The following is an 11,210-nucleotide window of genomic DNA, read 5'->3' as shown; positions in this document are numbered from 1 at the left end:
CCTTCGGAGCCTCAACAGAGACAAAACCCCATCAGCTACACCCCACCGCCCTGGGCATCCAGGGCACCAACCCCAGACACCTACAAACTTAGGGAACCCCCATGGCCACCAGAGTCGATTCCCCCGCCCCCGTCCTCCCGCCGTCCGCCAGCCAGGACAATGCCGACCTGGCCGGCTTCGGCTATCAGCCGGTGCTACACCGCAAACTCGGCCGCTATGCCTCATTCGCGGCCGGATTCTCCTTCGTCTCGATCCTCACCACGATCTTCCAGTTCTTCGGCTTCGGCTATTCGTTCGGCGGTGCCGCATTCTTCTGGACCTGGCCGATCGTGTTCGTCGGACAGTTCCTGGTCGCGCTGAACTTCGCCGAACTGGCAGCGCGCTACCCGATTTCGGGCTGTATCTACCAGTGGTCGCGACGGCTCGGCGGCGAGGTCGTCGGCTGGTTCGCCGGATGGATGATGATCATCGCGCAGATCGTCACGGCCGCCGCTGCGGCAATCGCACTACAGGTGGTGCTGCCATCGATCTGGAGCGGCTTCCAGATCGTCGGCGACGACACCGCACTTACCTCGACCTCCGGCGCCACCAATGCGGTACTGCTCGGCAGCATCCTGCTGGTGCTCACCACGGTGATCAATGTGATCGGCATCGACCTGATGGCGCGGATCAATTCGATCGGCGTCACCGTGGAGATCATCGGCGTGCTGGCGATCATCGCGCTGTTCTTCACCCACACCGAGCGTGGGCCGGGCGTGGTGCTGCAGACCGATCAGGCCGCACCCGGGCCATATTGGGCAGCGTTCCTCGTCTCCGGTCTGATGGCCGCCTATGTCATGGTCGGATTCGATTCCGCCGGAGAGCTTTCCGAGGAAACCAAGAACCCGCGGCAAGTCGCGCCGCGCACGATTCTGACCGCGCTCTCGGTCTCCGCTCTCGGCGGTGGACTGCTACTGCTCGGTGCGCTCATGGCGGCGCCGAGTCTGGATGACGGTTCGTTGGGCACCGAGGGCCTGGCCTATGTGCTCACCTCGAAGCTGGACAGCCCAGCGGGCAAGGTGCTGCTCGGATGCGTCGCGGTGGCGATCACGGTGTGCACCTTGGCAATTCAGACCGCAGGCTCGCGACTGATGTTCTCGATGGCACGAGATGGCAAGCTTCCCTTCGCCCGTCGCCTGGCCGTGGTGCATCCGCGCTTCGGCACACCGGTGCTGCCCGCGGTGATCATCGGTGTGCTCGGTATCGGCCTGCTGGTCCTCAATCTCGGCAATGCGGCGATCTTCGCCACCCTGGCCAGCGTCTGCATCGTGACGCTCTATCTGGCGTATTTGCTGGTCACGGTGCCGCTGCTGATACGGCGGATCAAGGGTTGGGACAGCGGTGCTGCCGGGTTGTTCAGCCTGGGTCGCTTCGGAATTCCGATCAACGCACTCGCCGTCGTCTGGGGCGTCGCGATGGCGGTGAATCTTGCCTGGCCACGCGCCGAGGTCTACACGCCGAACGGCGGTGGCTGGTGGATGCTCTGGGCCGCACCGCTTTTCGTGGTGATCGTGGTGGCCGTCGGCGTTGTTGTGCATCGAATCGTCAACGCGGGGCCGAGCACAGGAGGTCTCGAACCCGCCCCCCAACTCGCCTGACCCTACGCGCGGCGGTGGGTGCTTGCGCCCACCGCCGCCGCACCAGCCGCCCACGTGGCGCACCGCGGGACAGTCATTCCCTTCGAGCCACAACAACTGCAACCAACGATCACCTACACCCCACCGCCCTGGGCGTCCAGGGCACCGACCCCAGACGACTACGACCTTAGGGACAACGATGACCAGCACAGCCTCCACTACCGGAGCGCGCGCACATGCGAGGTCGCAAGCCGCCGCCACAACCATTGCCGGACCTGAACTACCGGATGACGTCGCGGCGGCGAAGATCACCTTCGCACAACGCATTCCGGCCGGTGGATACGCGAATGTCGTACTCGGTCGCGGGACCAGGCTGCGCTTGCGCGATCCCGCCGGTGCCGCATGCGCGCATGTGTTGTTGCTGCGGGCCGACGCACCGTGGGAGCGGCTCAATGTCGCCGATACCGTCAAGGTGCCGTGGCAGGCGTATCTGGGTACCGGACATCCACTGCTCTCGGATCAGGGTCGGGTGCTGGCCACCGTTGTCGCCGACACCTCCGGTCGACACGACACCCTGTGCGGCCCGACGCCCGAAAGCCGTGCGCTACTGCGGCTCGCGGGGGCCAAGCAGGGACTCGAGTCACGCGATATCGGGCCGACCCTGTCCTTCTTCCGCGGCGTCCGCGTCGAATCCGATGGCGCGCTGACCGCCACCGGTAGTGCGGGCGCGGGTTCCTCGGTCGACCTGCTCATCCATCTGCCAGTGGTGCTGCTCGTCGCCGACACCGCACACCCGCTCGACGACCGGCCCGCCACGGATCTCGACATCGTCGCCTGGTCGGCACCGGAAGGGCTTGCCGTGCAGCACAATTCCGATCCGGAGTATCTGCGGGCCGTGGAAAACACCGAACAGGCCTGGACGGCCGCGACTCTGGAGGTAGGGGCATGATCTCGGCACCGACCCGCATTATCGTGCTCGACGAAACCGTGCCCGCCTGCGCGCCATGGTCGACCGTGGTCCGCGCGGGCGACCAACTCGAAATCATCGACCTGCACGGCAATCAGGCGGTGGACTGCCTGTTGTACTCGGCGGCCGACCACACCGACCGCTACAGCGCGCAGGCCACCATTACCGCACAGCGCAATATCTTCCTCGGCACGGGCAGCGTGCTGCTTACCGATGCGGGCACCGCACTCATGACCGTGCTCGCCGATGAGGTCGGCAACCACGACACCATCGCCGGCGCTTGTTCCCAGGAGTCGAATACGCTGCGCTACGGCCATCACACCCGCCACCAGCACGCCTGTGTGGAGAACTTCCTCACCGAGGCGCTGAAATGGGGCCTTGGCAAACGCGATCTGGTGTCGAATATCAACTGGTTCATGAATGTCCCGGTCGAGGCCGACGGCACCCTCGGCATTGTCGACGGATTGTCGGCTCCGGGAAAGAAGGTCACGCTGCGCGCCGAGATCGACACATTGGTGTTGGTGTCGAATTGCCCGCAGATCAATAACCCCTGCAACGGCTTCGATCCCACGCCGGTGCGGATGGTGGTGACCCGATGAGCGTGGCCGATCTAGCGGCGGCCACGCCGACCGCTGCGACCGAGCAGTCCGAAGCGGCGACGAGCCGGCTCTCCCAAGGCATCGCACGGACCGCCGGATTCGGTTCCGCCGACGATATCGGACGAGCCGAAGGTGTAATGCCGACCGGAGCGATGGACAGCACGCACGCCCTCGATTCGCAGGTGGCGGCGCACGCCGAAGTGGTGCGGCCGGGAATGCTGACCACGGTGCAGGATTGGCCGGGGCGGGTCGGGTATTGGCATATCGGAGTCCCACCGTCGGGTCCCATGGATGATCTGTCCTTCCGACTCGGGAACCGAGTACTCGGCAACGACGAGGGCGCGGCAGGGCTCGAATGCACCCTCGGCGGACCGTCTTTGAAGTTCTCGGCGGCGACCTGGGTGTGCGTCACGGGTGCGCCGACCGATGTCCGGGTGGACGGAACTGCGGTACAGCAATGGCGCACGGTCGAGGTCCCGGCGGGCGGGGTGCTCGATATCGGTGCTGTGCGTGGTCCGGGGATGCGCTGTTATGTGCTGATCGCAGGCGGCATCGAATTGCCCGAATATTTGGGCAGCACAGCCACATTCACGCTCGGAAAGTTCGGCGGCAGCGATGGCAATTCGTTGCGCTCAGGCGCGGTGCTACGACTCGGCGCGCACCATGGCCGGGTCGCGACCGCGGTTCCGATGGAGGAGCAGCCGGTCCTGTCCCGGCGGTGGGAATTGGCCGTCACCGAAGGACCGCACGGCGCACCGGAGTTCTTCACCCGCAACGACTTCGACACAATTATCGGCACCGACTACGAGGTGCATTTCAATTCCGATCGCACCGGAGTCCGATTGATCGGCCCCAAACCCGAATGGGCCAGAACCGATGGCGGCGAAGCCGGACTGCACCCGTCCAATATCCACGACACCCCGTATTCGGTCGGGGCGCTGGACTTCACCGGCGATACGCCGATCCTGCTCGGCCCCGATGGACCCAGCCTCGGCGGCTTCGTCTGCCCGGTGACGGTGGTCGCCGCCGACCGATGGAAACTCGGCCAGCTCGCACCCGGCGATGCCGTGCGCTTCGTCCCGATCCGCAGCGCTCGCGCCGCCTCGGTTCGCGAACTCGGTCCGGCCCGGCGCGCCGCCTGGCCCACGGTGCTCTCCCCCGGCGGCGACGGCGATGACGGTGTGCTGCGCCGCACCGATGTCGACGACGAGACCGGGGTGACCTACCGCCGTCAGGGCGATGACGGCGTACTCGTCGAATACGGCGCCATGACACTGGATCTCGGGCTACGCGCCCGCGTGCACGCCTTGCACCAGCACCTGCTCGAGGTCGGTGTGCACGGTGTGACGGAGCTGACGCCCGGTGTCCGTTCGCTGCAGATCCGAGTCGATCCGGCGGTCATGCCGGTCTCCGCGCTGCTCGATCTGCTGACCGAGGCCGAACAGCACATCCCCGCCTCCGACCGGCTCGTGGTGCCGAGCCGCACCGTGCACCTACCGCTGTCCTGGGACGATCCAGCCACGCGGGAGGCGATCACCCGCTATATGCACGGTGTGCGCGCGGACGCGCCTTGGTGCCCGTGGAATATCGAATTCATCCGGCGCATGAACGGATTGGCTTCGGTACAGGAGGTCTACGACACCGTCTTCGGGGCCGAATATCTGGTCCTCGGTCTCGGCGACGTCTATCTCGGCGCACCGGTCGCCACCCCGACCGACCCACGCCACCGGCTGGTCACCACGAAGTACAACCCGGCCCGCACCTGGACCCCTGAGAATGCCGTCGGCATCGGCGGCGCGTACCTGTGCATCTACGGGATGGAAGGACCCGGCGGCTACCAATTCGTGGGCCGCACCACCCAAGTCTGGAACCACCGTCACCCCGGTATCGTGAGCGATGAATCCCCCTGGTTGCTGCGCTATTTCGATCGGATCCACTGGTATCCGGTCGAGGCCGATGAACTCCTCGACCTGCGCGCCGATTTCGCGGCGGGCAAGATCCAGGTGCGGGCCGAGGACGGTGAGTTCGCGCTCGCCGACTATCGGAAGTTCCTGGCCGACAATGCCGAACCCATCGACGAATTCCGCGCGGTCCAGGCCGAAGCCTTTGCCGCCGAACGCGACTCCTGGCGGCAGGCAGGTGAACTCACCGCCTGATCACGCATTACCAGCCGAAGAGCTCCGCCATATCGATGGACTCGTCATCCCAGAGTTCCTCGATATGGCGTCGTTCGGCCTCCGGCAGACCAGGTGACCAGCCGCAGCTCTGCCAGAACGCTTCCCGCTGTTCCTGAGTAGTCCGTCTCGGCTCACTCATGGCGCTCACCTCTGTATTGCCACCGTCCCGCTGCCATTGATTGTGAGCCTGCTCCGGCCGCGACATGCCGGAACCGGCCCGATCGACCAGGCGGTCACGGCGACGGCCTCGGATACGGCGAGTCCAGCGACCTTCGCGACGGTCATGGATTCGGCCGCCGACCCCACACCAGGCCGAAGGCCGCGAATCCGTCCTCGACCGGCTGACCGTCGGGTGTTCTAGTCGGCTTCGCGCGCAGTGGCATCCGGGCTCACCTGATCGCGAATGGTGCGCAGACCGGCGACGAAGGCGTCGAGTTGGTCGGGGGGCAGCAGGCCGGTGAACCAGCGCTCGATGACCTCGAGGTAGTCGGGGAGTACGCGGGCCAAGCGGGTCGCACCGGCGGCGGTGAGGACGGCGTAGGAGCTGCGGCGGTCGACCGAGTCGAGTTCGCGGCGCACGAAGCCGTTGCGCTGCAGGCGGTCGACCAGTCGGGTGACGCCGCTGGTGGACAGGTTGGTCTGGGCGGCGAGATCGGTCATGCGCAGGCGGCGCTCCGGTGACCGGCTCAGACGCATGAGTGCGTTGACGTCCAGGCCGGACAGACCGTGTTTCTTCCAGGTCGGTTCCAACTTCCGGGTCAGGCCGTCGTACGCCTCGTAGAGCAGGCCCATGGTGGTGAGCCTGGGATCGTCGAAGAGTTCTGCGTCCACGGGAGCGAGCTTAGCCGAGATAGTTGCGACGGGGATAGTTGACATGCGGAACATATGCGCTAGATTGTTGTCATCGCAATATTCCTCACCGCAACTAAATGGAGATTACGATGACTACCTCTTCGCGCTGGGTCGCGGGCTTCCGTTCCACGCTGGTCGACCCCACCGAGCGGATCCGTTTGGCCGAGCCGCGCAGCTTCGCCGATGAGACGGTGCGTCAGGTGCTGCACCTGGTCGGGGGCGGCGAGCAGCTGCGGGTGCGGCTGACGAACCGCTATGGCGCGACGCCGGTGACCATCGGCGCGGCACGGATCGCGGTGCGCAAGTCCGGGGCCGATATCGTCGCGGAGACCGATACCGAGCTGCGATTCGACGGCAACGCGCAAGCGATCATTCCGGCGGGGGCCGATATCGTCAGCGACCCAGTCGATTTCGCGGCGACGGCGGGCACCGATCTTGTGCTGAGCATCTACCTGCCGAAAGAGACTGGCCTGGCGCCCTTTTCACACCTGCCGATGGAATCCAGTTTTGTGGCCGCCGGTGATCAGGTCGCCGCACTCGCGCTAACCGAAGCCGAGGAGACTACTTCGCGCTTCTATGTGACCGGCGTCGACGTGCTCACCTCGACGAATGGCCCGATCGTTGTCGCGTTCGGCGACTCCTGGTTCGAAGGCGTCGGGTCCACACCCGGCGCGAACCATCGTTCCGTCGACGTCCTCAACGAACGTCTCACCAGTGGTTGGGTTCTCAATCAGGGCATCGGCGGGACCCGCTTGCTGACCGACCAGATCGGCGAACACGGGCTGGCCCGTTTCGACCGAGATGTGCTCGACGTTCCCGGCGTGACCCATGTCGTCCTGAACTTCGGTATCAACGATCTGATCCTCGACAACAGCACGTCATCGGCCGAGGCGCTCATTGCCGGTTTCATAGAATTGGCCGGACGTGCGCGTGCGGCGGGACTTGCGGTGTACGCCAACACCATTGGCCCCTTCGCCGGTGTCATCTATCCGGACCTCAATGTCGCCGAGGGCCGGGCGGTTCGCCGTGATGTCAACGAATGGCTGCGCACCGCAACCGTTTTCGATGCCGTGTTCGACGTGGCTGCTGCCGTCGAGGATCCGAATGATCCCGACTTCATCCGACCCGATCTGGACAGCGGCGACGGTCTGCATTTGAACGATGCGGGTCACCGCATCATGGGTGAGACCATGGCGATCCCAGGGCTTACCGGCTAGTCAGGGGGCCAGGCCGCGCAGGACGATTTCGATGCCGAGGCGGAATTCCGTCTCGGCATCGACATTTCGGGCGTCGGTGGCGGTTTCGACGAGTACCGGATAGTCGGCCGGGGCGAGTCGGGTCATCGCGGCGGTGCCCGCGCCGGCGAGTGGGCCGTAGTGCTCGTTCTGGAGATGGCCGAGCAGGAAGGCCATCAGGGTGCGTTGAGCCAGGACTCGGCCGATTCCGGCGAAGCCCGCATCGGTGAGGACGGTCAGCATCGCCTCGATCCAGCGCAGGCTGTTGGGGGCGGACTGGCGGTGGCGCACTACCAGCGGGACCGTGGCCGGGTGGGCGGATACCGTCGTGCGCATGCGGTCCAGCAGGGCGGCGATGCGGTCGCGCCAGTCCGGGTCGGTCGGTGGCGTGAGGTCGATATCGGCCAGGAGATGGTCGACGACCAGCACCTCGAGTTCGTCGCGGTCGGCGACGTAGCGGTAGAGCCCCATGGTGGCGATGCGGAGTTCCTTCGCGACCGCGCGCATGGTGAGGCCGGACAGACCGTCGCGGTCGAGCACCGCGACGGCGGCGGCCGCGATGGCGGGGCTGGTCAGCGAGCGAGGGCGGGGCACGGGTTGACAGCGTACAAGGTACGCGCATACTTGACGTAGGCGTACGTCGTACACCTACGAAGGGAGTTTCCATGCCATTGCCGACCACGGTGCCCGCCCGGGAGCTGGTCACCATCGCCGAAAGCACAATTCGGATTCCGGACCAGGATTGCCTGATCCACCTGCAATTCCGCCGCTTCGCCGGCTGCCCGATCTGCAACCTGCACCTGCGCTCGTTCGCGGTCCGGCACGCCGACATCCTCGCCGCCGATATCCGCGAGGTCGTCGTATTCCATTCCAGCGCAGCCGAATTGCGCAAATATGAAGGCGACCTCCCATTCGACCTGATCGCCGACCCGACCCGAACCCTCTACCGCGAATTCGGCATCGAAACCAAACGCCGCGCCCTCCTCGACCCCCGTGCCTGGCCCACCATAATCCGCGGCGTCACCACCGCGACCATGGCCGTCCTCCGCAAGGAAAAGCCCGCTCCCCCAGCGGAACCCGAAGGCGGCCGCCTCGGCCTACCCGGCGACTTCCTGATCGCGCCCGACGGTCGCGTACTCGCGAGCAAACTCGGTGCACATGCCGACGACCAATGGACCGTCGACGAGCTCCTAGCGTTCGTGCCCGCCCGCGATAAGTCCGGCTCAGGGCATCAGTGAGGCCGGATCCACGGTGAATTCGAAGGGACTGCGCAGGGTGGCGGTATCCCCGGCCGCCACCCGGTATGTCCGCTCGTAGGTATCATCCGCACCGAGGGCGTGTGCGAAAAGGACCGGCAACTTTTCGTCGGGAAGCTGGCCTTTGAACGGGTTGATCTCGACGCGCCAGTAGTTTGGGATTCCGGCTGCGGCATAGAGCACGGGCTTGACCATGCGGTCCTGCAGCGTCGTCGATTTGGAGACGACTTCGACGACCAGTTTCACCTGTTCGACAGGGACGCCGCGGTCGTCCCAGTCGATCGGGCCAATCGCCACCATCACGTCGGGAATGGGCTCGTCGTCGCCGATCAGTACGCCGACGCCTTCCAACACCACGTATCCAGGCGGCAATACGTCGTCGAGAGCGCGCATAAGCCATTTGATCAGCCACTGATGCCGTGGCTTGGGCGCAGCGTTCACGACGAGCTGGCCATTCAGCACCTCGTACCGTAATCCGTCTTCGGGAATGTGATCGAGGTCCGCGGCCGTCCAATGGTCGGACCGAGGAGCGGGCACTGCCATTGGAACCACCTCCAACCTCGTCGAAATGGGAGCGCACGATGTCCGCTCAGTCCGTCCGAGTCTAGCCCGAGCAGTCCATGTCAGCGGCGTGTCAGCGGGGGTGGGCATGGTTCTGACAGGCCGCACGGGGATCTCCCCGGAGTGGCGGACAGGACGGAAAGGGTTGGACGATGTCTGAGGTTGTACTGGGAGAATTCGTGGCGGAGATGGCGGCGAAGTTCGGGGTGCCAGGGGCTGCGGTGGGGGTTCGGGTCGATGGGCGGGAGGTATTTGCGGCGCATGGGGTGACGAGTATCGAGAATCCGGTGCCGGTGGATCGGGACACGATGTTCGTATTGGGGTCGGTGAGTAAGACATTTACCGCGACGGCGGTGATGCGGCTGGTCGCGGAGGGCAAGGTCGAGCTGGATGCGCCGGTGCGGCGGTATGTGCCGGAGCTGGTGCTCGGCGATGCGGCGACCGCGGCGGAGATGACGGTGCTCAATCTGCTCAATCACACTGCGGGGCTGGGGATTCGGCTGATTGTCGAGACCGGGGACGGGGACGACGCGCTGGCCGGGTATGTGGCGCGACTGGACGAGTTGGATCAGATCGGGCCGGTCGGCGCTCGCGCGTCCTATTCGCAGGCGGGGTACAACCTGCTCGGGCGGGTCATCGAAAAGGTGACCGGGCTGACCTTCGAGAAGGCGGTCGCGCAGTTGCTGCTCGACCCGATCGGGCTGTCGCGCAGTCGTTATCTGTTGAGCGAGATCATGACTCGGCGCTTCGCCGTCGGACACAATCGCGGTCCGGACGGCGCGCTGACAGTCGCACGCGAGTGGAAGGACACGCGGGCCAACAATCCGGGCGGCGGCATCGTATCTTCGGTGGCCGACCAATTGCTCTGGGCGCGCTTCCAACTCGGCGACGGCCGGGCCGAAAGCGGTGAACGGGTAATGCCCGCCGAGATGCTGGCGCGGATGAAGGAGCAGACCGTCGAGTTGCAGGGCAGCTCGCTCGGCGACGCCTTCGGCATCTGCTGGTTCCTGCGCGATGTGAACGGTGTGCGAATCGTCGGCCACGGCGGCTCCTCCAACGGCCAATTCGCCGAACTCGTCATCGTGCCGGAGCGGAATTTCGCCATCACCGTCATGTCCAACGCGGGCCCGGACGACGGCATCCAGTTCAACCAGGCCGTGGTGCGGTGGGCGCTGGAGCACTACCTCGGGCTGATCGATCAGGATCCCGAACCGCTCCCCTTCGATCCGGCACGGGCCGAGGAGATCATCGGCGACTATGAAATCGACGCCATGACACTCACCATCGGCACCGATGAGACGGGCCTGACGGTCGCTTGCGGGATCAAACCTGAGGTCCGCGCAGCATCGGAAATCGAACTGCCCCCGGACCTTCCAGCAGCCGGTCTCGGCCTGCTGCCCGGCTACCGCGACGAATACATCGTCACCGGTGGCGGCCTACAAGGCCAGCGCGGTTTCTTCACCCGCGACGAAACCGGCCGTATCGTGGGCGCGGATATGGCCGGACGCATGTTCAACCGGGTCTCGACCACGGCCTGATCCGCAAACGAGTGATAGCCGTTGCCCAGCCAGGCAACGGCTATCGCATTGTGGTTTGTCGGCCTTTGTTGTCTATGGCATCCGCAGCGGTATTCAAGAGCCGGACAACCTAGCGAAATCTAGGGCTTGCTACGCCAGCGGCTGAGCGCGGTCCCGACCAACGCCCGAGCATCCTTGCCGGTCACAGCCTGCCCTGAAGTGTTTCGAACGCGCGGGCGTACAACGCAATCTCTCGGGGCTGAGTGACCGTCAGCTCTGCTGTGATCGCTTCAACCATCACCATGCGTTCATCGAACATGACGAAGTTGGTTGCAGGAGTGAGCCATTCGGCATCCGAGGGCACCACGCCGAACAGCATCGAGACGGGGCCGGTCGGTAGTAGGACCGGAAAGATAAGAGCCCCGCACCT

At 65.4% G+C, this 11,210-nt stretch carries 12 protein-coding genes; 7 read left to right on the top strand and 5 right to left on the bottom strand.

What is annotated here, in order from left to right; translation table 11 throughout:
- The first annotated feature begins 101 nt into the window (after positions 1 to 101).
- The 4 genes from ACIBW7_RS26700 to ACIBW7_RS26685 all read left to right on the top strand — a co-directional run bounded on the left by ACIBW7_RS26700 (position 102) and on the right by ACIBW7_RS26685 (position 5,338).
- Entirely contained in the window at positions 102 to 1,637 is a 1,536-nt protein-coding gene (locus tag ACIBW7_RS26700; RefSeq protein ID WP_397050771.1) for an amino acid permease, read from the top strand.
- A gap of 178 nt (positions 1,638 to 1,815) precedes the next feature.
- Positions 1,816 to 2,565 (top strand): DUF1989 domain-containing protein, encoded by a 750-nt coding sequence (locus ACIBW7_RS26695; protein WP_397050769.1) that lies wholly within the window; start codon positions 1,816 to 1,818, stop codon positions 2,563 to 2,565.
- A complete protein-coding gene (locus tag ACIBW7_RS26690; RefSeq protein ID WP_397050767.1) occupies positions 2,562 to 3,182 on the top strand; it encodes an urea amidolyase associated protein UAAP2 in 621 nt (206 codons plus the stop codon). Before ACIBW7_RS26695 ends, ACIBW7_RS26690 begins: the two co-directional genes overlap by 4 nt.
- Before the next feature lie 182 nt (positions 3,183 to 3,364).
- The gene (locus tag ACIBW7_RS26685) at positions 3,365 to 5,338 is read left to right on the top strand and encodes a 5-oxoprolinase/urea amidolyase family protein (protein ID WP_397050841.1); all 1,974 of its coding nucleotides are present in this window, start codon (positions 3,365 to 3,367) and stop codon (positions 5,336 to 5,338) included.
- 7 nt (positions 5,339 to 5,345) lie between these two features.
- Here ACIBW7_RS26685 and ACIBW7_RS26680 read toward each other — a convergent pair whose 3' ends face one another.
- Positions 5,346 to 5,498, bottom strand: coding sequence for a hypothetical protein (locus ACIBW7_RS26680; protein WP_397050765.1), 153 nt, complete (start codon positions 5,496 to 5,498; stop codon positions 5,346 to 5,348).
- A 218-nt stretch (positions 5,499 to 5,716) separates the two neighbouring features.
- Complete coding sequence (locus ACIBW7_RS26675) at positions 5,717 to 6,190, bottom strand: MarR family winged helix-turn-helix transcriptional regulator (protein ID WP_397050763.1); 474 nt, start codon at positions 6,188 to 6,190, stop codon at positions 5,717 to 5,719.
- Positions 6,191 to 6,300: 110 nt separating this feature from the next.
- On the opposite strand from ACIBW7_RS26675, the gene ACIBW7_RS26670 reads away from it, so the two are divergent.
- Positions 6,301 to 7,428, top strand: a complete 1,128-nt coding sequence (locus ACIBW7_RS26670; protein WP_397050761.1) for a GDSL-type esterase/lipase family protein — start codon at positions 6,301 to 6,303, stop codon at positions 7,426 to 7,428.
- On the opposite strand, the gene ACIBW7_RS26665 is transcribed toward ACIBW7_RS26670, so the two are convergent.
- A complete protein-coding gene (locus tag ACIBW7_RS26665) occupies positions 7,429 to 8,040 on the bottom strand; it encodes a TetR/AcrR family transcriptional regulator (RefSeq protein WP_397050759.1) in 612 nt (203 codons plus the stop codon).
- Positions 8,041 to 8,111: 71 nt separating this feature from the next.
- On the opposite strand from ACIBW7_RS26665, the gene ACIBW7_RS26660 reads away from it, so the two are divergent.
- Positions 8,112 to 8,684, top strand: a complete 573-nt coding sequence (locus ACIBW7_RS26660; RefSeq protein ID WP_397050757.1) for a peroxiredoxin-like family protein — start codon at positions 8,112 to 8,114, stop codon at positions 8,682 to 8,684.
- On the opposite strand, the gene ACIBW7_RS26655 is transcribed toward ACIBW7_RS26660, so the two are convergent.
- On the bottom strand, positions 8,670 to 9,245 hold the full coding sequence (locus ACIBW7_RS26655) for a Uma2 family endonuclease (protein WP_397050755.1): 576 nt from the start codon (positions 9,243 to 9,245) through the stop codon (positions 8,670 to 8,672). The two genes, ACIBW7_RS26660 and ACIBW7_RS26655, sit on opposite strands and share 15 nt — an antisense overlap.
- Positions 9,246 to 9,415: 170 nt before the next feature.
- Here ACIBW7_RS26655 and ACIBW7_RS26650 point away from each other — a divergent pair, with 170 nt between their 5' ends.
- Positions 9,416 to 10,801 carry a serine hydrolase domain-containing protein gene (locus tag ACIBW7_RS26650; RefSeq protein ID WP_397050753.1) on the top strand — a complete coding sequence of 462 codons (1,386 nt, stop codon included), beginning with the start codon at positions 9,416 to 9,418 and terminating at the stop codon, positions 10,799 to 10,801.
- 181 nt (positions 10,802 to 10,982) lie between these two features.
- Here ACIBW7_RS26650 and ACIBW7_RS26645 read toward each other — a convergent pair whose 3' ends face one another.
- Complete coding sequence (locus tag ACIBW7_RS26645; RefSeq protein ID WP_397050751.1) at positions 10,983 to 11,159, bottom strand: hypothetical protein; 177 nt, start codon at positions 11,157 to 11,159, stop codon at positions 10,983 to 10,985.
- Positions 11,160 to 11,210: the final 51 nt, after the last annotated feature.

This window comes from Nocardia sp. NPDC049526 (assembly GCF_044465765.1).
In the GTDB taxonomy this organism is placed as follows: Bacteria; Actinomycetota; Actinomycetes; order Mycobacteriales; family Mycobacteriaceae; genus Nocardia.
The sequence above is the reverse complement of the archived record's forward strand: the minus strand, read 5'-3'. Positions and strand labels throughout refer to the sequence as shown.

What these genes read in the sequence shown, in the direction of transcription:
- ACIBW7_RS26700 (WP_397050771.1), top strand. Translation starts at nt 102, where the DNA reads ATGGCCACCAGAGTCGATTCCCCCGCCCCCGTCCTCCCGCCGTCCGCC.
- ACIBW7_RS26695 (WP_397050769.1), top strand. Translation starts at nt 1,816, where the DNA reads ATGACCAGCACAGCCTCCACTACCGGAGCGCGCGCACATGCGAGGTCG.
- ACIBW7_RS26690 (WP_397050767.1), top strand. Translation starts at nt 2,562, where the DNA reads ATGATCTCGGCACCGACCCGCATTATCGTGCTCGACGAAACCGTGCCC.
- ACIBW7_RS26680 (WP_397050765.1), bottom strand. Translation starts at nt 5,498, where the DNA reads ATGAGTGAGCCGAGACGGACTACTCAGGAACAGCGGGAAGCGTTCTGG.
- ACIBW7_RS26670 (WP_397050761.1), top strand. Translation starts at nt 6,301, where the DNA reads ATGACTACCTCTTCGCGCTGGGTCGCGGGCTTCCGTTCCACGCTGGTC.
- ACIBW7_RS26660 (WP_397050757.1), top strand. Translation starts at nt 8,112, where the DNA reads ATGCCATTGCCGACCACGGTGCCCGCCCGGGAGCTGGTCACCATCGCC.
- ACIBW7_RS26655 (WP_397050755.1), bottom strand. Translation starts at nt 9,245, where the DNA reads ATGGCAGTGCCCGCTCCTCGGTCCGACCATTGGACGGCCGCGGACCTC.
- ACIBW7_RS26650 (WP_397050753.1), top strand. Translation starts at nt 9,416, where the DNA reads ATGTCTGAGGTTGTACTGGGAGAATTCGTGGCGGAGATGGCGGCGAAG.
- ACIBW7_RS26645 (WP_397050751.1), bottom strand. Translation starts at nt 11,159, where the DNA reads ATGCTGTTCGGCGTGGTGCCCTCGGATGCCGAATGGCTCACTCCTGCA.